The 21,686-nt window shown below is 64.9% G+C and carries 19 protein-coding genes; 7 read left to right on the top strand and 12 right to left on the bottom strand.

Annotation, left to right across the window (positions count from 1 at the left end):
- Window positions 1–79: 79 nt before the first annotated feature.
- Together ndk and QYR03_RS10450 are read right to left on the bottom strand one after the other, a co-directional pair.
- A complete protein-coding gene (ndk, locus tag QYR03_RS10455; RefSeq protein ID WP_087117669.1) occupies window positions 80–490 on the bottom strand; it encodes a nucleoside-diphosphate kinase in 411 nt (136 codons plus the stop codon).
- Window positions 491–510: 20 nt separating this feature from the next.
- On the bottom strand, window positions 511–828 hold the full coding sequence (locus QYR03_RS10450; RefSeq protein ID WP_301712884.1) for a hypothetical protein: 318 nt from the start codon (window positions 826–828) through the stop codon (window positions 511–513).
- 183 nt (window positions 829–1,011) lie between these two features.
- On the opposite strand from QYR03_RS10450, the gene QYR03_RS10445 reads away from it, so the two are divergent.
- The 3 genes from QYR03_RS10445 (at window position 1,012) to QYR03_RS10435 (ending at window position 5,248) form a co-directional block, all read left to right on the top strand.
- Window positions 1,012–2,553, top strand: a complete 1,542-nt coding sequence (locus QYR03_RS10445) for an AMP-binding protein (RefSeq protein ID WP_301712885.1) — start codon at window positions 1,012–1,014, stop codon at window positions 2,551–2,553.
- A 175-nt stretch (window positions 2,554–2,728) separates the two neighbouring features.
- A complete protein-coding gene (locus tag QYR03_RS10440; RefSeq protein ID WP_301712886.1) occupies window positions 2,729–3,922 on the top strand; it encodes an acyl-CoA dehydrogenase family protein in 1,194 nt (397 codons plus the stop codon).
- 117 nt (window positions 3,923–4,039) lie between these two features.
- Complete coding sequence (locus tag QYR03_RS10435; RefSeq protein WP_259851230.1) at window positions 4,040–5,248, top strand: acyl-CoA dehydrogenase family protein; 1,209 nt, start codon at window positions 4,040–4,042, stop codon at window positions 5,246–5,248.
- 75 nt (window positions 5,249–5,323) lie between these two features.
- On the opposite strand, the gene QYR03_RS10430 is transcribed toward QYR03_RS10435, so the two are convergent.
- From QYR03_RS10430 to QYR03_RS10400, 7 genes are all read right to left on the bottom strand, one after another.
- Window positions 5,324–6,478, bottom strand: coding sequence for an HNH endonuclease signature motif containing protein (locus QYR03_RS10430; protein WP_301712887.1), 1,155 nt, complete (start codon window positions 6,476–6,478; stop codon window positions 5,324–5,326).
- Between the two features lie 110 nt (window positions 6,479–6,588).
- Window positions 6,589–8,787, bottom strand: a complete 2,199-nt coding sequence (locus tag QYR03_RS10425) for a 3-hydroxyacyl-CoA dehydrogenase/enoyl-CoA hydratase family protein (RefSeq protein ID WP_259851232.1) — start codon at window positions 8,785–8,787, stop codon at window positions 6,589–6,591.
- 5 nt (window positions 8,788–8,792) lie between these two features.
- Window positions 8,793–9,944 carry an acetyl-CoA C-acyltransferase gene (locus QYR03_RS10420; RefSeq protein ID WP_259851233.1) on the bottom strand — a complete coding sequence of 384 codons (1,152 nt, stop codon included), beginning with the start codon at window positions 9,942–9,944 and terminating at the stop codon, window positions 8,793–8,795.
- A gap of 149 nt (window positions 9,945–10,093) precedes the next feature.
- The gene (locus tag QYR03_RS10415; RefSeq protein ID WP_259851234.1) at window positions 10,094–10,552 is read right to left on the bottom strand and encodes a DUF4233 domain-containing protein; all 459 of its coding nucleotides are present in this window, start codon (window positions 10,550–10,552) and stop codon (window positions 10,094–10,096) included.
- Window positions 10,552–12,021, bottom strand: coding sequence for a folylpolyglutamate synthase/dihydrofolate synthase family protein (locus tag QYR03_RS10410; RefSeq protein WP_301712910.1), 1,470 nt, complete (start codon window positions 12,019–12,021; stop codon window positions 10,552–10,554). The genes QYR03_RS10415 and QYR03_RS10410 overlap by 1 nt, the downstream gene beginning before the upstream one ends.
- Before the next feature lie 23 nt (window positions 12,022–12,044).
- Window positions 12,045–14,783, bottom strand: a complete 2,739-nt coding sequence (locus QYR03_RS10405) for a valine--tRNA ligase (protein WP_301712888.1) — start codon at window positions 14,781–14,783, stop codon at window positions 12,045–12,047.
- A gap of 43 nt (window positions 14,784–14,826) precedes the next feature.
- On the bottom strand, window positions 14,827–15,819 hold the full coding sequence (locus QYR03_RS10400) for a malate dehydrogenase (RefSeq protein ID WP_301712889.1): 993 nt from the start codon (window positions 15,817–15,819) through the stop codon (window positions 14,827–14,829).
- A gap of 236 nt (window positions 15,820–16,055) precedes the next feature.
- On the opposite strand from QYR03_RS10400, the gene QYR03_RS10395 reads away from it, so the two are divergent.
- Entirely contained in the window at window positions 16,056–16,871 is an 816-nt protein-coding gene (locus QYR03_RS10395) for a TetR/AcrR family transcriptional regulator (RefSeq protein WP_259851237.1), read from the top strand.
- Between the two features lie 34 nt (window positions 16,872–16,905).
- Here the strand turns inward: QYR03_RS10395 and clpX are convergent, their stop codons facing one another.
- Window positions 16,906–18,177, bottom strand: a complete 1,272-nt coding sequence (clpX, locus tag QYR03_RS10390) for an ATP-dependent Clp protease ATP-binding subunit ClpX (RefSeq protein ID WP_259851238.1) — start codon at window positions 18,175–18,177, stop codon at window positions 16,906–16,908.
- A 204-nt stretch (window positions 18,178–18,381) separates the two neighbouring features.
- Between clpX and QYR03_RS10385 the strand changes: the two genes are divergently transcribed.
- The 3 genes from QYR03_RS10385 (at window position 18,382) to QYR03_RS10375 (ending at window position 20,309) form a co-directional block, all read left to right on the top strand.
- A complete protein-coding gene (locus QYR03_RS10385) occupies window positions 18,382–19,155 on the top strand; it encodes an alpha/beta fold hydrolase (RefSeq protein ID WP_301712890.1) in 774 nt (257 codons plus the stop codon).
- Window positions 19,156–19,165: 10 nt separating this feature from the next.
- A complete protein-coding gene (locus QYR03_RS10380; RefSeq protein ID WP_259851240.1) occupies window positions 19,166–19,708 on the top strand; it encodes a hypothetical protein in 543 nt (180 codons plus the stop codon).
- Between the two features lie 82 nt (window positions 19,709–19,790).
- Window positions 19,791–20,309: a hypothetical protein gene (locus QYR03_RS10375; protein ID WP_301712891.1), complete on the top strand. Its 519-nt coding sequence runs from the start codon at window positions 19,791–19,793 to the stop codon at window positions 20,307–20,309.
- Window positions 20,310–20,378: 69 nt separating this feature from the next.
- On the opposite strand, the gene QYR03_RS10370 is transcribed toward QYR03_RS10375, so the two are convergent.
- Both QYR03_RS10370 and QYR03_RS10365 read right to left on the bottom strand, forming a co-directional pair.
- Window positions 20,379–20,999 carry an ATP-dependent Clp protease proteolytic subunit gene (locus tag QYR03_RS10370; protein ID WP_259851242.1) on the bottom strand — a complete coding sequence of 207 codons (621 nt, stop codon included), beginning with the start codon at window positions 20,997–20,999 and terminating at the stop codon, window positions 20,379–20,381.
- Window positions 21,000–21,032: 33 nt separating this feature from the next.
- On the bottom strand, window positions 21,033–21,614 hold the full coding sequence (locus QYR03_RS10365) for an ATP-dependent Clp protease proteolytic subunit (RefSeq protein WP_259851243.1): 582 nt from the start codon (window positions 21,612–21,614) through the stop codon (window positions 21,033–21,035).
- Window positions 21,615–21,686 lie beyond the last annotated feature (72 nt).

Genomic DNA, 21,686 nt, shown 5'->3' with positions numbered 1-21,686 from the left:
TTGATGGGGTGGGGTGGAGGCGTCGGCAAGCATGCGAAAAGCCCGCGCAGGCGGCGCGGGCTTAAAGCGGTGAAACGGCTTAGAGGTTCGGGAACCAGATAGCGATCTCGCGCTCAGCGGACTCCGGGGAATCGGAGCCGTGGACGACATTCTCGCCGACAGTCAGAGCGAAGTCGCCGCGGATCGTGCCCGGGGTAGCCTTCTCAACCGGATGAGTGCCGCCGGCCAGCTGACGCCATGCGGCGATCGCGGACTCGCCCTCCACGATGCCCGCGACCAGCGGTGCAGAGGTGATGAAGTCGACCAGCTCACCGAAGAACGGCTTGTCCTTGTGCTCGGCGTAGTGCTTCTCGGCGGTCTCACGGTCTGCGGTGCGCAGATCCATCTCGACGAGCTTCAGGCCCTTGCGCTCGATGCGGGAGATGATCTCTCCCACGTGGCCGTTTGCGACACCGTCAGGCTTAATCAGAATCAGAGTGCGTTCAGTCATGGCCCCAACACTACCGCCTGCTAAACGACGCCGCGCACAACAGCCGACGCAGTCTCGTAGTCCGTGTTACGGAACCACAACTGCACTTGGCGGATCGCCGAATCCTCGCGCCCCTCCCCCTTCAGGCGCCGCACCGTCTCCCGCTGCTCATCATCGAGCTCAATCGGCGCATCCCCCGCCGCGCTGAGGGCGTTGTACTTCTCCCGCAGACCGAGAAAGAGGAACACCGCGGCCGCCGCAAGCAATGCGATAGCCACCCACTTGGGCACGTTCATGAACGCGAGGACGATCGCGATCAGCGAGAACATGGCGGCGAGAGCGAGTGAGAAAGCTTGCATGGCATTCAGCGTACCTGCAGCGTACATGAGGTGAATCTGCGGCGTACCTGGCTGCGCGCGTGAAAATTGATCTGCTTTTCCGTGCAAAATGATGAGATCCGAGCCGCAATAGCAGCATAGTTTTGCTCCGGTAACTTCCTGGGCGAAACGTGACAGCCTTCGATCCAGAAAGGACGGTGCAGCATGACTGCGACCCTGACTTCGACGCCTTCCACCATTTACTCCAGCCCGTATCCGGACCTGGAGCTCTTCCCCGGGGCCGTCTACGAGCAGATCTTCGAGGGCCTCACCGCTGAGGAAGCCGGACTCACCGCAGTCACCGAACTGACCACGGGCGCGACCATTACCTACGGCGAACTGCAGCGGCGCGCCGACGCGGTCGCCGGCTACCTGGCAGAGCGCGGGATCGGGCCCGGCAGCGTCGTCTCGCTGCAGATCCCCAACTCGATCAATTTCGCCGTCGCCCTGTTCGGCATTTTCCGCGCCGGCGCCACCGTCAACCCGATCGGTGTTCTCATGAACACCGACGACGTGGAGAAAATCTCCGGCATGGCCGGGGCGGACCTCTTCATCGGTCTCACGGACACCGGGAATGTGGACCATGTGGGGGAAAGTGAGCTGGAAGGGATCGTCGATAAGCGGTTGCCCGCTCCCGACGTCGATGTCGACGGAACCACGCTCGCCTCGGTCCCCTTTTCCTCGGGCACGACCGGCATGCCGAAAGGCGTGATGCTCACGCACAGCAACCTCACCTCGAACGTGCTGCAGGCGCGGTACATGCTTGAAAGGAACGGAATGGCGCAGAACTCCGCGACGCTGTCTCCCCTGCCGTTTTCCCACATCTACGGCATGACGGCACTGCTGCTCACCCCGCTGCTGCTCCGCTCCAACGTGCACACCATGCCGAAATTCGACCTCGAGACCTTCCTGCGGGCGCACGGCGAGCACCGCATCGAACTGACCTTCATCGCCCCGCCCATGGCCGTCGCGCTGGCAAAGCACCCGGCCGTCGACCCCGCCGCCTTCGCAGCGAACAAACTCATGTTCTCCGGTGCCGCGCCGCTCGACGAGGAGATCGCGCGTGCCGTCGAGCGGCGTCTCGGCACCGACTGCATCCAGGGCTACGGCATGACGGAAACATCCCCGGCGGTCAACATCGGAATCAAGGGCGACACCAACCCGGGCTCCATCGGTTTCCCCGTCCCCAACACGGAATGCCGCGTGGTGGATATCGAGACGCTCCAGGACGTCCCGCAAGGCGAGACCGGCGAACTCCTCGTCCGCGGACCGCAAGTCATGCAGGGCTACCTCAACAACCAGGAGGCCACCGACGAGACCTTCGTCGACGGCTGGCTGCGCACCGGCGACGTCGCGCGTGTCGACGAAGGCGGCCACTTCTACATCGTCGACCGCGCCAAAGAGGTGATCAAATACAAGGGCTACCAGGTCGCGCCCGCCGAACTCGAGGCCCTGCTGCTCACTCACGACGCAATTGCCGACGCCGGCGTGGTCGGCGTCGAACGCGACGGCCTCGAGATTCCGCGCGCTTTCGTCGTGCTCCAGCAAGGGGCGGAGCTCACCGCCGACGAGCTCATGGCCTGGGTCGCCGAACGCGTCACCCCCTATAAGAAGGTGCGCGCGGTGACATTCCTCAACGAGATCCCGAAGAACCCCACCGGCAAGATTCTGCGCAAGGACCTGCGCCTCATTCCGCTGGAGGCGTAGCCGGACTCCTCTTTTCCGCCGAGCACCCCATCCGTCGCGGGGCGTGCGACGAACGCCGCAAAAATCTGCGCGAATTCGTTTGTAAAGCACTGCGACATAAGTCACAATTAAGGGTGTTATGGTTTTGCTCCACATTTCCAAGGGGCGGACCCCGGACCCAAGAAAAGAGGGAATCATGGCTGACAACCCAGTCCACGAGCTGCTGGACCCGAAGACCGACTACTACCAGGTATTCGCCGACATCGAAGGCGAGGACCTGGAGTGGTGGAAGAAGGCCCGCGACTTCGGTGAATTCGCCCGCCCCCACATCAACGAGGGTTGGGAGAAGGCCGAGTACCAAATCCCCGTCGTCGCCGAGGCCGGCAAGCGCGGCCTGTTCCGCGACGCCATCGAAATCGAGGGCGAGCCGCACATGTCCGTGCGCGCTTCCCGCCTGATGGCATTCGAGTTCGCACGCACCGATGCCTCCCTGGGCACCGCGTTCGGCGTGCAGGCCGGCCTGGCGATGCAGTCCATCGCGATGTGCGGCTCCGAAGAGCAGAAGGCCAAGTACCTGAGGCCGATGTGCCACCTGGAGATCCGCGGCGCCTTCGCGCTGACCGAGCCGGACCACGGCTCCGACTCCATCGCCCTGGAGACCACCGCCGAGAAGGACGGCGACGAGTGGGTCATCAACGGCGAGAAGAAGTGGATCGGCCACGGCTCGGTCGGCCACATCACCATCGTGTGGGCGCGCGACACCGCAGACGGCCAGGTCAAGGGCTTCATCGTCGACCAGGACCAGGAGGGCTACGAGGCGGAGACGATCGTCGGCAAGGCATCACTGCGCGGCATCCCGCAGGCGCACATCAAGCTGAACAACGTCCGCGTCTCCGACGACCGCCGACTGCCCGGCGCGAATTCCTTCCGCGACTGCGCGAAGGTGCTTGCCGGCACCCGCGTCTCCGTCGCATGGGCTTCGCTGGGCCTTGCCACCGACTGCTATGAGAAGGCGCTCGACTACGCGCAGCGCCGCGTCCAGTTCGGCCGCCCGCTGGTCAAGAATCAGATCATCCAGCTGCGCCTCGCCGACATGCTGCAGGACCTCACCTCGATGTTCCTGTACTGCCGCCGCCTGCTGGAGCTCGAGGAGTCAGGCACGCTGACCGAGCAGCAGGCCGCGCTGGCAAAGGTCCACTGCACCCGCGCCGCACGCAAGATCTCCGCTGACGCCCGCGACATGTTCGGCGGCGTGGGCATCCTGCTCGAGAACGATGTCGCGCGCCACCACGCCGACATCGAGGCGCTGCACACCTACGAGGGCACCGACACCATGCAGTCCCTCATCGTGGGCAAGTCCATCACCGGCGTCGGCGCATTCGCCGGCTAGTCCCCTCCCCTCTGGCTATGAGCTGCACCGTTAGTGGGCCCGAGCCCGCGGTGCAGCTTTTGCCGACTTCACAACTGACGGTTTTCAAGGACGTTCAAGGACGCTTAAGGAAAAGACATGACTCAGACTGACGAGAACCTGACCGGGGTCGCCTCCCTCCTCGACCCGAAGACGGACTACTACCAGGTCTTCGCCGACGTGGACGGCGAAGATTTGGAATGGTGGAAGAAAGCCCGCGAGTTCATGGAATTCGCCCGCCCGTCGATCAACGAGGCGTGGGAAAAAGCCGAGTACAACATCCCGGGTGTCGAGGAAGCAGCGCGCCGCGGCCTGGTCACCGACGGCATCTCCATCGACGGTAAGCCCGGAATCTCGATCCGCGCCAACCGACTGATCCAGATGGAACTCGCCCGCACGGACGCCTCCACCGCGACCGCGCACATCGTGCAGTCCGGCCTGGCCATGCGCTCGATTTCTGAGTGCGGCTCCGAGGAGCAGAAGGCGAAGTACTTGGGCCCGATGTCGCGGATGGAGATTCGCGGTGCGTTCGCCCTGACCGAACCGGACCACGGTTCGGACTCGATCGGCCTGGAGACCTCCGCGCGCCGCGAAGGTGACGAGTGGGTCATCAACGGCGAGAAGAAGTGGATCGGCCACGGCTCGGTCGGCCACATCTCGATCATCTGGGCCCGCGACGAGGAAGACGGCGAGGTCAAGGGCTTCATCGTCGACCAGGACCAAGAGGGCTACGAGGCAGAGACGATCGTCGGCAAGGCGTCGCTGCGCGGCATTCCGCAGGCGCACATCAAGCTTAACGACGTCCGCGTCTCCGACGACCGCCGCCTGCCCAACTCCCACACGTTCCGCGACACCGCGAAGGTGCTCACCGGCACCCGCATCGCTGTTGCCTGGGTCGCGCTCGGCATGGCGATCGACTGCTACGAGAAGGCCCTCGACTACGCGCAGCGCCGCGTCCAGTTCGGCCGCCCGCTGGTGAAAAACCAGATCATCCAGCTGCGTCTCGCCGACATGCTGCAGGAAGTGACTTCCATGGCGCTGTATTGCCGCCGACTGCTGGAGCTCGAGGAGTCCGGCACGCTGACGGAGAAGCAGGCAGCGCTGGCCAAGGTCCACAACACCCGCGGCGCCCGCAAGATCGCTGCCGACGCGCGCGACATGTTCGGCGGCGTCGGGATCCTCCTCGAAAACGACGTGGCACGCCACCACGCCGACATCGAATCCCTGCACACATACGAGGGCACCGACACCATCCAGTCCCTCATCGTGGGCAAGTCCATCACCGGTGTTTCCGCCTACCGCTCCTAAAAGCGCTCCGGGCACGCCGGAAGGCCGCTTTAGCTCCGCTTTGCTGGGCTAAGGCGGCTTCCGCTTTTCCAGGGGCTATCTCGTTGGCGGGTCGGGGCCGAACAGCGTCCTCATCGCGCCGAACGGATGCCAGGTCTGCGGGACAGGGGTGCCGCGAGGCGAGATCCAGACGGGCGTCCCGCCGCGGAGCTCAATGCGCCCACGCTTCTGCCGCGACGGATCATCGTCGTTGATGCGGTTGTGGTAGCGACACAGGGGCGCGAGATTCTCCACATTGGTCTCACCTCCCCGCGACCAAGGGGTGACGTGGTGGATTTCGCAGGCATCCGCACCGTGCCGGCAGAACGGCTGGGAGCACGTCGGCATCGCCGCCCGCGCCAGATCGCGCTGCTTCTGGTTGGCAAAGCGGCTCAGGCGGTACAGATTCACCGCGCCCTCCGCCGGGTGGAACACCGCCGCTTCCAGCTCATTGCTGGCAGTAGCGATGAACCGGTTCAGGAACTCGGCGCCGGTCATGGTCGTGCCGTCGGTGAGTCCAAGGACGACCTCGTCGCCGTCGCCGCGGACAATATCCACGAAGTCCGGCAGACCAACAAGAACGAGTGGCCGCGGTTGCGAGTGTGGGACGCCCGCGGCGGAGGCACGGGCAGATGCGGGCTCGTCGTCGGTTTTGCCGTCGGGGGTGCCGTCGAGGTTGCCGCGCAACAGGTCCTCGAATCTGGACACCATCTGGGGCATGGCGGGCTTTGAGGAATCGATGCCGTCGCGGAGGAAATGCTCGGTATCTGCGAGCAGGCGCTCGTTGGCGGTCACCGTCATGGACCGCTTCCCCATCCGCGAGCGGCCGAATTTCACGGCGTTTTTGGGCGGAGCCGGTTCAGGATCCGGCCCCAGCTTCTTCGCGCGGCGTTTCAAAGCGTCGAAACTGCCGCGGAAATTCAGGAGGGAAAGGCGGGTGTGCCAGGAGGTGGAGGGGTCGCTGATAAGCAAAAGGCGTGATTCAATGAATGCGAGCTGGTCGATAGAAAGCTCACTGGTCCGTGCTTTATCGAGGGCCTTTCGCTGCCATTTCGTCCACTTCGTGCGGCCGAAATACGTGCGGTGCACTGCTTCCCACTCGCGGACGCGCCGCGGATCGAGCCCGGCGGCGAGCGCGGCCTCCCGATCGAAGTCGGCGAGCGAATCCACGACACTGTCGGCCAGTGCCTGGAGCAGTCCGGAGAAGTTCATGGTTCGCACGCTACTGCCCCGCAGCCCGAACCGAAAGCGTTGTTTGCGCACTATAATGCGCAAAACCGGCACCCCGCGCGATGCGGGATGCCGGTTCCGTGCCGCACTGACTAGTTATTCAGCGGCTTGCGCGTGGTCGCCATGGCGACGGCGCGATCGTGGTTCTCCTGGCGCTGCAGCACCTCGGTCGCGGCGTCGACCTGGCGCTGGGCCAGTTCGTCCTCGGTCGCGGTGCCCTCGCCGGTGAAGACCTTGGCCAGGGCTTCGCCGATGGCCTTGTCCGTCTCGGAACCGTCGGTGTAGGCGAGGGTGTCGCCGGTGAGCGGGAGCTCGGCGTCAGCGGGTGCGGAGTAACCCTCGGCAAGCTTCTTCACCAGCTCAAGGGCGCCCTCGACGACGTGGTCCGGGGACTGGATGACCTCGTCGTGCTCGCGCCAGAAGTCGACGTTGACCGCCGGGACAGGCTTGACGTTGAGCAGGACGCCGAACGCCGTCGCGTGCGGGTTCGGTGCGCCGATCTCGACCAGGCGCTCCAGGAGTCGAACCGGGCCGGACCAGGCCGGGAACAAACCGACGTTGCGCTCCGGGAAGCCCACGCGGGACTCGGCGTGGATCACGGACGCATCGGTGTGCAGCAGCAGCTCCATGCCGCCGCCGAGCGCCACACCGCGGACAGCACCGACGACCGGGTACGGGGCGACACGGGCGCCGTGCAGACCGTCGATGCCCTGCTTGATGGTGCGGGCGAGCTCCTCACGGTCGCCCTCCGGGCCGGACAGCTTTGCCAGGGTGCCCAGATCGGCGCCGGCGGAGAAGGCGCGCTCCTCGTCGTTAGCGATGACCAGGCCCTTGAGGTCCCATTCCGGCGCGTGGGTCCACAGCTCGGTGACGGCATTAGAGTTGGAGTTCATCGGGGTCTTGTAGACGAAGACACCGAAACCGGCGTAGTCGCCCTCGGTCAGCTTGTACACCGTGGCGTCGCCGTTGCCGGCGATCTCTTCTGCACCAGCGACCAAGTCAGCCACGCGGATGACGCCCTCGCGGTTCGGCAGGTCAGTCAGGTTTCCGTCAGTGCCAAGAACCTTGCCGTCGGCATAGAAGCCGCCGGCCTGCTGGGCAGACTTGAGGAGGGCCGGGGTGTCGTCGATAAGCGATGCGACGAAGTCGATACCCAGCGAATCCGCGAGCGCGAACGGGCCCTTCTTCCAGCCGTAACCGAGCTGCATCGCGATGTCGATCTGGTCGACCGTGTCGGCGATCTCCGGGGCGGTATCGCAGCAGTACTTGATGAAGGTCGCGAAAACCTCCTTCGCGTAATCGCCCTCCGGCGTGCCCGATTCGATGAGCTCCTTCGGGTCCTTGCCGACCTCGAACTTCTCCTTCGGACGGTAGTCCCCCGCCGCGAAGTCGTAGACCTCGTCGCGGCCTCGGTAGAAACCGGACTCGGCGGTGCGGCCGGTGAAGCCCTTGTCCAGGAGAGTCTTAAACTCGTCGCGCTCGACAATGTTGTAGTCGTGGTACGCGTCGGACTCCGGCAGGGCCTTCAGCAGCGAACCCCAAATGCCCGGGACGAGCTGGATGCCGACGTAATCGAACAGGCCGAAGATGCCGGTGCGCGGCACGCCGAACGGGCGGCCAAACGCGACGTCAGCCTGCTCTGGCTTGATGCCGGTGTCGAACGCGGTCTTCGCGCCGACAGCCATCCAGAAATTGCCGATGCGGTTGGCGATGAAGCCCGGGGTGTCGCGGCAATCCACGACGACCTTGCCCATCTGGCGCTCCAGGACGTGGTGCATCTGCTCCTTGACCTCGGCGGAGGTGTCCGGCCCCTCGACGTACTCCACCAGGCGCATCACGCGCGGCGGGTTGAAGAAGTGGGTGATGGAGAAGTCGCGCTTGAACTCGTCGGATGCCTCACCCAGGAGGACCTCCAGCGGGATGGTGGAGGTGTTGGAGGACACCGGAGTGCCCGGTGCGCGGTGCGCGTCGACCTTGGCGAAAGTGTCGCGCTTGACGTCGATGTCCTCGAAGACGGCCTCGACAATCCAGTCGACCTCGCCGAGACGGTCCAGGTGGTCCTCCGTGTTGCCCGGAGTGACTAGCTCCGCGTTCTCCGGGCGCTGGAAGCCGTGGCGCTTCAGCTGGGTGTCGATGCCCTTCTGGGCGCGGCCGTCGCGGTTGTCGCCCTCCTCGAGCGGCAGGTCCAGGAGGTGGACCTTGATGCCCGCGTTGGCCATGTGCGCGGCGATGCCGGCACCCATGGAGCCGGCGCCGAGGACTGCTGCTGTCGTGATGTCTTTAGCTGCCATGTGTTTTAAACCTCCAGAATGAGTGCGATGCCCTGGCCGCCGCCGATGCAGGCGGTGACGAGGCCGTATCCGCCACCGGCGTTCTTCAGCTGGTGGATGAGCTTGGTGGTCAGAATGACGCCGGTAGCGCCGATCGGGTGGCCGAGCGCGATAGCGCCGCCCTGGATATTGGTCTTGTCATTGTCGAAGCCGAGTTGGTCCGCGACAGCGATGCACTGGGCGGCGAACGCCTCGTTGGACTCGATGAGTTTGATGTCCTCGATCTTCAGGCCGGCCTTGTCCAGCGCCTTCGGCACAGCGGCGACGGGGCCCAGGCCCATGGTGGCCGGGTCACAGCCAGCGACACCCCAGGAGACGATCTTGGCCAGCGGTTCCAGGCCGAATTCCTTCAGGCCGGACTCGGTGGTCATGACGGTGGCGGCAGCGGCATCGTTGATGCCGGAGGAGTTTCCGGCGGTGACGGTGCCATCCTTCTTGAAGGTCGGGCGCAGGCCGCCGAGCTTCTCCAGGGTGGTCTGGCGCGGGTGCTCGTCGGTGGTGAAGTCGCCGACCGGGACGATCTGCTCGTCGAATTCGCCGTTCGCGATCGCGGCGGCCGCACGCTCCTGAGACTGCAGAGCGTACTCGTCCTGGCGCTCGCGGGAGATGTCGTACTTCGCGGCGATGTTCTCGGCGGTGACGCCCATGCCGCCGTTGCCCATCGGGTCGGTCAGCGCGCCGGTGAGCCAGTCGATGAGGCGGCCGTCGCCCATCTTGCGGCCCTGGCGCATGCCCTCGACGGAGTACGGTGCCTGGGACATGACCTCAACGCCGCCGGCGAGGGACAGCTTGGCATCGCCGGTGATCAGCTGCTGCGCCGCGGAAACAATGGCCTGGACGCCGGAGCCGCAGAGGCGGTTCACACCGTAAGCGTGGGAGCTCTTCGGCAACCCAGCCTCGAGGGCGACTGCGCGGGAGGTGTAGTTGTCGCGCGGGATCGTGGTGACCACGTTGGCCCACACGGAGGAGTCGAATTTCTCGGCGGGGACGCCGGAGGCTTCGATCACGGCCTTAGCAACGTGAGTGCCGAGGTCGATGGTGGCCATACGCGACAGCGAACCGCCGAACGTGCCGACGGGCGAGCGCTTGGCCTGGGTGATGTAAATAGGCTCAGACATGGATCTCCTTCAAAGATTGTGCTGGATTACACATCTCCACAATTATAGGAAAGATCACACTCGAGTTTCGAGCCCCGATCACTTTTTTCGTTCGGGGTAGCCCCGCTCACATGTTCGCGGAGCTTATCGACGGTCGCCCCTCGAGCCCGCTACCCCTCGTCGGCGGTGCCGAGGTGCTGCGTGGTGAGCAGGCCGCGGCGCTGGCGCTCCAAGATGTCGGCCCGCATTTTCACGATGAGGAACCAGACGATTCCGAACATGATTCCCACGGCGCCGACGGACCAGTGGATGAAGAAACCGATGACGATCAGGGGGACCTGCAGCGCCACGTCAATCCACAGCGCGCCGGGGCGGCGCTGCAGGAAAGCGGCGATGAAGTGCGCGAAACCCATGACGGTGATGAAGACCCAGTTGAAGGTGGTCCACATTTCGCCTTCGTTGATCTTGAGGATCACGGTCAGGCACAGCCAGATAGTGATCGCTTCCATCACCAGCGTTCCGGACAGCACGCCACTCAGCCCCTTGATTGGGTCTTTGACGGGCGCGGAGCCGGGGCCGAGCGGGCCGTATTCGACTTCCTGGTGCGAGCGCGGGGTGCGGCGGGACATTATTCGGGGTCCTTTCCAAACAAGGCGCGGGCCTCGCCGGCGGTGACGACGGAGCCGGTGATGAGCACACCGGATCCGGACTGCATTCCGACGGCCTCGAGGGCCTCTTCGGCGAGTTCGACAGCCAGCGAGTAGGCCGACGGGAGGTGCTCTTCGACGTGGACGCGCTCTTCGCCGAAGATGTCGCGGGCGGTCTCGGCGAGCTCGTACGCGTCGGCGGCGCGCGGCGAGGAGTTTTGCGTGACGACGACCTCGCTCAGTACCGGCTCCAGCGCCTCGAAGACGCCGGCGGCGTCCTTGTCGTCGAGAATGCCCACCACGCCGATGAGGCGGGCGAAGTTGAAGTCGCGCTCGATAGCGGCTGCGAGCGCACGCGCGCCGTGGGGGTTGTGGGTGGCGTCGACGAACGTGGTCGGCGTGGAGCGGACACGCTCGAGGCGGCCCGGGGAGACAGCGGCGGCGAACCCGGCGCGGACAGTGTCGGCGTCGAGAGGTTTCTCCGCCCCCGCCCCGAAGAATGCTTCCACAGCGGCAAGCGCGACGGAGGCGTTGCGGGCCTGGTGCGGACCGGAAAGCGGCAGGAAGATGTTGTCGTAGGTGCCGGAGAGCCCGCGCAGGGTCAGGGTCTGCCCGCCGACGGCGACGCCGGCTTCCTCGACACCGAATTCGCTGTCCAGGCGAGCGACTGCGGTGCCGACAGACACTGTGCGTTCGAGAATGACGCGCATCGCCTCAGGCTCTTGGTCGGCGACGACGGTGACCGACTCCGGGCGGCGGATGATGCCGGCCTTCTCCCCCGCGATCTCCGCGATGGTTTCGCCGAGGTAGTCGGTGTGATCGAGGCCGACGGGCATGACGACGTCGACGTCGGATTCGACGACATTCGTCGCGTCCCACGTGCCGCCCATGCCCACTTCCACGACCGCGATGTCGACGGGTGCGTCGGCGAAGGCGGCGAGAGCGATGGCCACGGTGACCTCGAAGTAGGACATCGGGTGGCTGCTTTTCGCGTCGACAAGCTCGATGAAGGGCTTGATCTCTTCGTAGACGCGCACGAAATCCGCGGGGTGGATCGGCTCGCCGTCGATGCCGACGCGCTCGGTGATCGACTGCAGGTGCGGGCTCGTCGCGCGCCCGACGCGCGCGCCGAAGGAGCGCAGCAGCGACTCGATCATGCGCACGGTGGAGGTCTTGCCGTTCGTGCCGGCGACGTGGATCACCTTGTAGGCGCGTTCCGGGTGGCCGAGGAAATCCATGAGCATCTCGATGCGTTCGAGGCTCGGGTCGATTGTCGTCTCGGGCCAGCGGGCGAGCAGTTCGGCCTCCACGCGGGCGAGGTCGGCGAGGTCGGACTCGCTCACGGGGCGCGGAACAGGGACCGCCGCTGCGCCGTCGCCGGACTCGTCGGATTCAGCGGACTCGGCGACGCTCTCGTCTCCCAGGTTGAGCACGAGCCCGTCCTCGTCCATCCGGATCTCGTATCCGTCCGCCACTACTTCGCCTCCGGCAGCGCCTCGAGGCGGGCGGTGACGCGCTCGACCTCTTCCTGCGCGATCTTCTGGCGCTCGCGGATCTTCTCCACGACCTCGGCCGGGGCCTTGGACAGGAAGGACTCATTGCCGAGCTTCTTGCCCGTGGTGTCCAGCTCCTTCTGCGCGGCGGCGAGCTCCTTTTCCAGGCGCTTGCGCTCGGCCGCGACGTCGACGGTGCCCGAGGTGTCCAGGGCCGCGTCGAGGGTGGTTTCGCTCAGGCGCACCTCAACGCTTGCCGAGGCCTCGAAATCCTCGCCCGGCACCTCCACCCTGGCGATGGAGCGGATCATCTCTTCCTGTCCCGCGAGGTCCGCGGCGGCGAAATCGAGGCGCGCCGGCACCTTCTGCGACGGCTTGACGCCCTGGTCGGAGCGGAAACGGCGCAGTTCGGTGATAAGCGCAATGGCATCCTCGATGCGTCGCTGGGCGGTTGCGTCGACCTCGGCGCCGCCGTTGGTGTCGTCGGCGGTCGGCCACGGGGCGAGGCAGAGGGATTCTTCCCCGGTGAGCGCTTTCCAGAGGACCTCGGTGACGAACGGCATCGTCGGGTGCAGGAGGCGCAAAACCACGTCGATGACTCGGCCGAGCACGATCTGGGTGGTGCGGCCGCGCGCCGTCTCGCCGTCGCGCGGGATCTGGGTCTTGGCGATCTCGAGGTACCAGTCGCACAGCTCATCCCACGCGAAGTGGTAGAGCTCCTCGTTGGCTTTAGAGAACTGGTAGTCATCGAGAAGCGTATCGACGTGTCCGCGCACTGTTTCGAGCCTGTCCAAAATCCAGCGGTCTGCGTCGGTGAGTTCCTCGCGCGCTGGCAGCTGACCGACGGCCGCGCCGTTCATCAGGGCGAATTTGGTGGCGTTGTAGAGCTTGGTGGCGAAATTGCGGGCGGCCGCCGCGTTGTCGTCGCCGATCGGCAGGTCGATGCCCGGGTTCGAGCCGCGGGCCAGGGCGAAGCGGAGGGCGTCCGCACCGTAGTCGCGCACCCAGTCCATCGGGTCGATGCCGTTGCCCAGCGACTTAGACATCTTCCGCCCCTTCTCGTCGCGGACGAGGCCGTGGAGGAAGATGTTATCGAACGGAATCTGGGGGCGCCCGTCGGTCCCGGCCCCGAGGATCTCCGGGGTCTGGGTGCCGGCGAAGGTGCCGAACATCATCATGCGGGCAACCCAGAAGAACAGAATGTCGTAGGCAGTGACCAGCACCGACGTCGGGTAGAACTTCTCCAGCTCCGGAGTGCTGTCCGGCCAGCCCATAGTGGAGAACGGCCACAGGGCAGACGAGAACCAGGTGTCCAGGACATCCGGGTCCTGCTCGTAGCCCTCCGGCGCTTCCTCGTCGGGGCCGAGGCAGATGATGTCGCGGTTACCGTCGGCATCCTCCGGGCCGTACCAGATCGGGATGCGGTGCCCCCACCACAGCTGGCGCGAGATCGTCCAGTCGTGCATGTTGTCCACCCAGTCGAAGTAGCGCTTCTCCAGGGATTCCGGGTGAATGACGGTGTCGCCCTCGCGGACAGCCTCACCTGACATGCGCGCGAGCTCGGAGACCTTCACAAACCACTGCAGCGACAGGCGCGGCTCGATCGGCTCGCCGGTGCGCTCGGAGTGGCCGACGGAGTGGACGTATGGCCGGACTTCCTTGACGATGCGGCCCTGCTCCGCCAACGCCTCGCGCACCTTCACGCGGGCTTCCTCGCGAGTCAAGCCGTCGAATTCGGTACCGGTATCGGCGATCCGGCCTGTTTTGTCCATGATGATCGGCATGTCCAGGTTGTGGCGCAGGCCCATCTCGTAGTCGTTCGGGTCATGGGCCGGGGTGATCTTCACCGCGCCGGTGCCCAGCTCCCGGTCAACGTAGTCGTCGGCGATGACCTTCAGCTTCAGGTCGTCACGGAACGGGTGGTCGAATTCGGCGCCGATCAGGTGCTGGTAGCGCTCGTCGTCGGGGTGGACGGCGATGGCCACATCGCCGAGCATCGTTTCCACGCGGGTGGTGGCGACGACCAGGTGGGGTTCATCGTCGTTGAGCGAGCCGTAGCGGATGGAGACGAACTCTCCCTCGACGTCCTTGTACACGACCTCGATATCGGACACGGCGGTCTCGAGCACCGGCGACCAGTTGACCAGGCGGTAATCCTGGTAGATCATGCCAGCGTCGAAAAGCTGCTTGAAAATGGTCACGACGGCGCGGTTCAGCCCCTCGTCGAGCGTGAAGCGCTCGCGGGACCAGTCAACGGAATCGCCGATCGCGCGCATCTGCGACGTGATCGTGCCGCCGTACTTCTCTTTCCACTCCCACACGCGGGAGATGAACTCCTCGCGGCCGTAGTCGTAGCGGTCCTTGCCCTCGGTCTCCTTCAGCATCGCCTCGACCTTCGTCTGGGTGGCGATGCCGGCGTGGTCCATGCCCGGCAACCAGAGCGCCTCGTAGCCCTGCATGCGCTTGCGGCGGACCAGCGAATCCATCAGCGTGTGGTCGAGCGCGTGCCCCATGTGCAGCTGGCCGGTCACGTTCGGCGGCGGCAACACGATCGAATAGGCGGGCTTGCCCGATGACGGGTCGGCCGTGAAATACCCCTTGGCCACCCAATCTTCGTAGATGCCCTGCTCGTGGTCCTGAGGCTCCCAGCTCTTCGGCAAGGCATCCGCCCGGCTAACACCGATGAGCTGCTCGTTGTACTTCCCGCTAGATTCAGTCACGGTAAGACAGTGTAGCTGCCGCTTCCCCGCGGGCTCCGAGGTGCTAGAAGAGTTTGTCGGCGATCTCCGCCTCGGAGCGCAGCGCCTCGATATTCGCGTCGATGCGGGCACGTTGGGCGTCGGAAAGCTCGAGGCCCTCGACGGTGCCCCAGCGGCCGTTGATGCCGATGACTGGGAAGCCGAACACGAGGCCCTCGTCGACTCCGTAGCTGCCCTGCGAAACGACCGCGGAGGTAACCCACTTGCCTTCCGTGCCGTTCACCCAGTCGCGCATGTGGTCCACCGCCGCCGACGCCGCCGACGCCGCCGACGAGCGGCCGCGCACCTTGATGATCTCGCCGCCGCGCTTAGCCACGCGCGGAATGAACTCGTTTTCGTACCACTCGCGCTCCACGCGGTCCGCGACAGCCTCGCCGCCGACGGTGGCATACGCGATGTCCGGGAACTGCGTATCGGAGTGGTTGCCCCACACGACAATGTTCTCGAAGGCGCTCGCGTGCTCCCCCAGCTTCTCCGACAGCATGGAGATCGCGCGGTTGTGGTCGAGCCGCATCAACGCGTTGAAGTGCTCTGGGGCTACATCCGGTGCCGCCTTGTTCGCGATGTAGGCGTTCGTGTTCGCCGGATTGCCCACGACGAGTACCCGCACATCCTCAGCCGCGTGGTCGTTGATCGCGCGGCCCTGCTCAACGAAGATCTTGCCGTTGGCGGCCAGCATGTCGGCGCGGGACTCGCCCTCTCCGCGCGGCTTCGCGCCCACGAGGAACGCCGCGTTCGCACCGTCGAAGGCCTTCGCCGGCTCGTCGGTGACCGTGATCGAGCGGACATTCACCAGCGCCGAATCGTTGAGCTCCATGGCCACGCCCTCGGCCGTACCCACGGCATCCGGGATGTCCAGCAGCGTCAGGTCCACCAGGGTGTCCGCGCCGAAGACCTCGCCGGAACCGATCCGCCACAGCAGCGAATAGGCGATATTTCCTGCGGCACCCGTGACGGCGACCTTGACGGACTTAGTGAGTTCGTGCGGATGGGTCATGAAATCTCCTTCGCTTCTGGGCCCTCCGGGGCGGTGACGGGACCCCCCGAATAGGCGTGCGCGGTCTGTGACACCGTCCATGCTACCCCCGTTGCACTAGGCAATTTCCACATCTTGCGCCCACTTTCTTCCGTTCATTCGGCGCGAGCTACCCCGTTTGGGCACGATGATAGGGAGAGGGCGGGGCGTCCGCGCCCCTCCCTGAACTCTTTTTGCGAGCTTTCAAAGGAGACGCTGTGACGGAGTCCCCGCAACCCGGCCCCCTGTCCGGCGGCGAGCCGGCCGACAAGGCCGATTCCGCCACCCTGGACCGCGCCGTGGACATTGCGCTGACCCATTTCGCGCGCGAGGGTTACGCCGCGACCAAGCTCGAGACGATTGCCCGCGAGGCGGGCATGTCCAAGCGCATGCTGCATTACCACTTCGGCGACAAACGCGGTCTGTACCACCGGGCGCTCACCCGCGCGGCGTGGAGTTTCTCTCCGCTCCAGGAATTCCTGGACCGGTCCTACGCCGTTCCCGTCGAGGGCATCCGCCGCTTTGTGGACGTGCTGTACAACCGCATGATCCAGCACCCGGATTCCATCCGCCTGTTACTTCGAGAGAACCTCGATCCGGTGCTCACACCGGAGGAGATCAACGCGGCGCGCAACGATTCGGAGGTGCTCCTGCAGATCGAGCGTCTCCTGCTCATGGGGCAGGACGCCGGCGCGTTCCGCCCGGGTGTTTCCGCGACCGATGTGGTCGTCCTCATCGCGTCGCTGACGTTCTTCCGCGTGGGCAACCACGCGGCAGTGGAAGAATTCGGCTCGATCAACCTGCTCAGCCCCGCGAACACTGAGGGCATGCGTCGCCTCACCATCGACGCGGTGCTGACGTTCCTGACGTCGAATATCCCGAACTCGGGCTACGAGTCCTACCTGTCTTACCCCACGCCTCAGATAACCGAACAGCAAGACGAGGAGGAGTCCAGCGAGGGCGACTACATCGCCGACACGCTTATCGACGACATCTACGACCCCAACTACACCGCCACACCTTCAGGGGAATAAGCGGGGACGGTCTGCGCCCCGGTTTTTCAGCCGGCTACGCGGACTTCTTGGTCTTGCGCAGGACGTACTCCGGTTCGCCCGCGCCGTTGATGACATCGGCGTCGACGACGACTTCCTCCACATCCTCGCGGTCGGGCAGGTCGTACATGATGGGGACGAGGGTGTCCTCCATGATCGCGCGCAGGCCACGGGCACCGGTGCCACGGTCGGCGGCCTTCTTGGCCACGGCGGAGAGGGCACCATCGGTGAAGCGCAGCTCCGCACCGTCCATGGAGAACAGACGCTGGTACTGCTTCACCAGCGAGTTCTTCGGCTCGGTGAGCACCCGCACGAGGGATTTTTCGTCGAGGTTCTCCACCGCGGCCACGATGGGAAGGCGGCCGATGAACTCGGGAATGAGGCCGAATTTGACCAAGTCCTCCGGCTGCACCTGGGCGAGCATATTCTGTTCCTCGCGTTCGGCGGCGCTGTCGATCTCCGCGCCGAAGCCGATGCCCTTCTTACCCACGCGCTCCGCGATGACCTTGTCCAGCCCTGCGAACGCACCCGCGACCACGAACAGGATGTTGGTGGTGTCCACCTGGATGAATTCCTGGTTCGGGTGCTTGCGGCCGCCCTGCGGCGGGACAGAGGCCACCGTGCCCTCGAGAATTTTCAGCAGCGCCTGCTGCACGCCTTCACCGGAGACATCGCGGGTGATCGACGGATTCTCCGACTTCCGGGAGATCTTGTCCACCTCGTCGACGTAAATGATGCCGTGCTGCGCCCGGTCCACATCGAAATCCGCGGCCTGGAGCAGCTTGAGCAGAATGTTCTCCACATCCTCGCCCACGTAGCCGGCTTCAGTCAGGCTCGTGGCATCCGCGATGGCGAACGGCACGTTGAGCATCCGAGCCAACGTCTGCGCCAAGTAGGTCTTGCCGGAGCCGGTGGGGCCGAGCAGCAGGATGTTGGACTTGGCGATCTCGACGTCCTCGTCTTTCTTCCGCAGCCCGTCCTTTTCGGTGCGCACGCGCTTGTAGTGGTTGTAGACCGCCACGGCCAAAGTGCGCTTAGCCTGATCCTGGCCGATCACGTACTGGTCGAGGAAAGCCGTGATCTCCGACGGGCGCGGCAGCTTGCCGTCGTCCCCGTTGTCCTGGGACTGGGAACCCGCCAGCTCTTCCTCGATGATCTCGTTGCACAGCTCGATACACTCGTCGCAGATGTACACACCGCCGCCGGCGATGAGCTTGCGCACTTGCTTCTGGCTCTTGCCGCAAAAAGAGCACTTCAACAGGTCCGAGCTGTCTTGTGTCACTGCCATGTGGTGTTCTACTTCTCGCTTTAACTCGTCTAATTCGTCCGTGTTAGACCCCAACGCTACCCCGTGGGGTGAACATTCCGGATACTGCCGGTACAGCGGCCACTGCCCTGATTATTCCCCCACTATCTCAGATGGCTGCGCCCGACCGCGGGAAGCATCGCCGGGTGCCTGCACACCGTCGAATTTTTGGGGACAATGAGAGGCATGACCACACTGCATTCCATCGTATCCGGCAACGAAACCAGTGAGAAAACTGTGGTGCTCCTCCCGTCGATAGGCACCACGCACGAGGCGTGGGAGCCGCAGCTTCCCGCACTGGAAGCTGATTACCGCGTCGTGCGCATCGACCACCGCGGCCACGGCGATTCCCCCACCCCTGCCGTGGATGCGGGGACAACGAGTGTCGACGACCTCGCCAAGGATGTCCTGGAGACCCTTTCCTCCCTGGGTATCGAGCGCTGCACCATCGTCGGGCTCTCGATGGGCGGGGCGATCGCCCAGTATCTGGCGGCCACCTCCGACCGAATCGAACGGGCCGTGTTCGCGTCCACCGCGACCTTCCTCGGCGGCGCCGGCAAATGGCATCAGCGCTCCGCCACAGCGCGCAACGAGGGTATGTCCCCCATCGTCGACCCCACCGTGGACAACTGGTTCACGGAGGGATTCAAGGAAAGCTCGCCAGAGGTCGTCGACAAGTTCAAGGCGATGGTCGGCTCCGTCGATCCCGAGGCCTACGCGCAGTGCGGCGATGCCCTGGCGAAATGGGGCTTCGACGACCGCCTGCAGGAGATCACCGTGCCAGTGCTCACGATCGCCGGCGCCGAAGACCCCTCAACGGGCCCGAAGCAGCTCCAGGAAATCGCCGCGGGCGTGACGGGCGAGGCACAGTGCGTCACCATCGAATCCGCTTCCCACCAAGTCGCCACAGAGCAAGCCGGCAAATTCAGCGAGGCGCTACTGGCGTTTTTGGAAAAGTAGTTTGCAGCCTATGACGTTCCGCCGCTTCGCCGCTGCCGGCTGTGCCCTCACTCTCTCGCTCACCGCGACCGGGTGCTCCGGAAGCCAAGAATTCGCCGAGCCGAAATTGACCGTCTCATCCTCGAGCGAGACGTCCAGCGAGCCCGCCGAACCCGAATACTCCCTCGTCTCTTCCACTCCGTTTTTGGATGAGCGGGGCGAGACTGCCGTCATCGAAATGGACAAGGCGGGCACGAACTATTTCTGCGTCCTGGGCGCGGCATCTGTCGCGTGTTCGGCGAACCCCGACAATTCGGTACCGAACCTCGAGGACATGCCTGGGCAACCGTGGGCTCCGTTCACCGGGCGCCCAGGGGCCGTCTTCGCCAGCGACGACGGCGTTTCGTGGGGCGTTTTAGAAGGCATTCCTTCCGGCGACGGGCAGCTCGCCCCAGGTGAGCGCCTCGAGCATCTCAACGGGTGGTGCCAAGCCCCCGATGAGGAAAGCCTCGAATGCGGCTATAACGACGCGTCGTTCACCGTGACGGGACCCGACCGCACTGTGGTCCATTAGCCAGCGCTGGTCCGTCGGGTGGTTCAGGTGAAACGTTAAGGTATCCGTGAACGAAATTCGACGCACAAAGGAAGCTCACACCATGACCATTCGCCGCCTCACCGCCGCATTCTTCGCACTCACCCTGCCGCTGGCTGCCGCCGCCTGCGGTACCGACGATGAAAACCTCGCGGAACCGGACCTGACCTCCGCGCCGGAGACCTCTTCCACCGCGGAAGGAAGCGAGAAGGAGACGTCCAGCGAGCGCCCATCAACCACCGTGTCCACGGTCTACGAGTCCGCCGACGATGACGCGGACGACGCTGAAGACGAGAAGAAGAAGGAAGAAGAGCAGGGCTCCGAGAAGGGCCCGTGCCACTGGACACCCATGGAGGAGGGCACGCCGGGCGAAGAAGTCTCGGTCTACTGCGACGGCCGCTTCGCAAAGGTGGGTTCGTACGCCACTGATGCCACCAGCTACATGCGGTGGGACGGCAAGGAGTGGGCCGGCATCGAGTCCGCCGGCACCAGCTACACCGGCTTCAAGTGCTACGACGAGGCGCAGATCGACGAACTCGGTGTCCCGGCCGAACTCAAAGAACAGATGATCCTCTGCGACTAGCCGGGGCCCGCAACACCGAAACCCGCCGCTCCACTCGTGGGAAGCGGCGGGCTTCTTGCGTCGATAAGCTTATGCGTTGAGCTTGCGGTAGTCGAAGACCTGGTCGATGATGCCGTACTCGACAGCCTCTTCGGCGGTGAGGATCTTGTCGCGGTCCGTGTCGATGCGGACCTGCTCCGACGTGCGGCCCGAATGGCGGGCAAGCGTGTCCTCCATGAGGCGACGCATACGCTCAATCTCCTGCGCCTGGATCTCCAAGTCGGACACCTGTCCGCGCGCACCCTCAGTGGCCGGCTGGTGGATGAGCACACGGGAATTCGGCAACGCGGCGCGCTTGCCCGGCGCACCGGCCGCGAGAATCACGGCGGCGGCGGACGCGGCCTGGCCCAGGCACACCGTCTGGACATCCGGGCGGACGTACTGCATCGTGTCGTAGATCGCCATCAGCGACGTGAACGAGCCGCCCGGGGAATTGATGTACATCGTGATGTCGCGGTCCGGGTCCTGCGACTCCAGAACGAGAAGCTGCGCCATGATGTCGTTCGCGGACGTGTCGTCGACCTGGGTGCCCAGGAAGATGATGCGCTCCTCGAACAGCTTCGAGTACGGGTTCGTCTCCTTCGTGCCGAACGAGGACTGCTCGATGAAGCTCGGCAGGACGTAACGGGAGTTGGGCATCTGGAAAGACATAGTGATTTTCTCCTCTGTGTGTAGCTCTGCCGGTTAGTTGCTGATCGTGCCCTGGGCGCTGGAGATCACGTGGTCCACGAGACCGTATTCCTTCGCCTCCTGGGCGTTGAACCAACGGTCGCGGTCCGAGTCCTTCGTGATCTGCTCGAAGGTCTGGCCGGTGTGCTCCGCGATGAGCTCCGCCATCTCGCGCTTCGTCTGGGCGAACTGCTCAGCCTGGATGGCGATGTCCGCGGCGGTGCCGCCGACACCTGCGGACGGCTGGTGCATCATGATGCGCGCGTGCGGCAGCGCGAAACGCTTACCCTTCGTGCCGCCGGACAGCAGGAACTGGCCCATCGACGCCGCCAGGCCCATGCCGTAGGTGGCGATGTCGCACGGGGAGTACTTCATCGTGTCGTAAATAGCCATACCGGCCGTCACCGAGCCGCCCGGCGAGTTGATGTACAGCGAGATGTCGCGGTTCGGGTCCTCCGCGGACAGCAGCAGGATCTGCGCGCACAGTTTGTTGGCGATCTCGTCGTTCACCTCCTGCCCTAGGAAGATGATGCGCTCGCGCAGGAGGCGCTCGTACACCGAGTCACCCAAGTTCATGCCGGTTGCCGGAGAAGTCATCGATGTGCTCCTTTAATCAATATCAATCGTTTCTCGCCTACGATAACGCCCCACCCTAGTTGCGGATTCCGC

This window comes from Corynebacterium sp. P4-C1 (genome assembly GCF_030503595.1).
Lineage (GTDB): Bacteria > Actinomycetota > Actinomycetes > Mycobacteriales > Mycobacteriaceae > Corynebacterium.
The sequence above is the reverse complement of the archived record's forward strand: the minus strand, read 5'-3'. Positions and strand labels throughout refer to the sequence as shown.

Bases quoted from the DNA above. Each gene is read 5' to 3' on its own strand.
- ndk (WP_087117669.1), bottom strand. From the start codon at position 490: ATGACTGAACGCACTCTGATTCTGATTAAGCCTGACGGTGTCGCAAAC.
- QYR03_RS10450 (WP_301712884.1), bottom strand. From the start codon at position 828: ATGCAAGCTTTCTCACTCGCTCTCGCCGCCATGTTCTCGCTGATCGCG.
- QYR03_RS10445 (WP_301712885.1), top strand. From the start codon at position 1,012: ATGACTGCGACCCTGACTTCGACGCCTTCCACCATTTACTCCAGCCCG.
- QYR03_RS10440 (WP_301712886.1), top strand. From the start codon at position 2,729: ATGGCTGACAACCCAGTCCACGAGCTGCTGGACCCGAAGACCGACTAC.
- QYR03_RS10435 (WP_259851230.1), top strand. From the start codon at position 4,040: ATGACTCAGACTGACGAGAACCTGACCGGGGTCGCCTCCCTCCTCGAC.
- QYR03_RS10430 (WP_301712887.1), bottom strand. From the start codon at position 6,478: ATGAACTTCTCCGGACTGCTCCAGGCACTGGCCGACAGTGTCGTGGAT.
- QYR03_RS10425 (WP_259851232.1), bottom strand. From the start codon at position 8,787: ATGGCAGCTAAAGACATCACGACAGCAGCAGTCCTCGGCGCCGGCTCC.
- QYR03_RS10420 (WP_259851233.1), bottom strand. From the start codon at position 9,944: ATGTCTGAGCCTATTTACATCACCCAGGCCAAGCGCTCGCCCGTCGGC.
- QYR03_RS10415 (WP_259851234.1), bottom strand. From the start codon at position 10,552: ATGTCCCGCCGCACCCCGCGCTCGCACCAGGAAGTCGAATACGGCCCG.
- QYR03_RS10410 (WP_301712910.1), bottom strand. From the start codon at position 12,021: ATGGACGAGGACGGGCTCGTGCTCAACCTGGGAGACGAGAGCGTCGCC.
- QYR03_RS10400 (WP_301712889.1), bottom strand. From the start codon at position 15,819: ATGACCCATCCGCACGAACTCACTAAGTCCGTCAAGGTCGCCGTCACG.
- clpX (WP_259851238.1), bottom strand. From the start codon at position 18,177: ATGGCAGTGACACAAGACAGCTCGGACCTGTTGAAGTGCTCTTTTTGC.
- QYR03_RS10385 (WP_301712890.1), top strand. From the start codon at position 18,382: ATGACCACACTGCATTCCATCGTATCCGGCAACGAAACCAGTGAGAAA.
- QYR03_RS10380 (WP_259851240.1), top strand. From the start codon at position 19,166: ATGACGTTCCGCCGCTTCGCCGCTGCCGGCTGTGCCCTCACTCTCTCG.
- QYR03_RS10375 (WP_301712891.1), top strand. From the start codon at position 19,791: ATGACCATTCGCCGCCTCACCGCCGCATTCTTCGCACTCACCCTGCCG.
- QYR03_RS10370 (WP_259851242.1), bottom strand. From the start codon at position 20,999: ATGTCTTTCCAGATGCCCAACTCCCGTTACGTCCTGCCGAGCTTCATC.
- QYR03_RS10365 (WP_259851243.1), bottom strand. From the start codon at position 21,614: ATGACTTCTCCGGCAACCGGCATGAACTTGGGTGACTCGGTGTACGAG.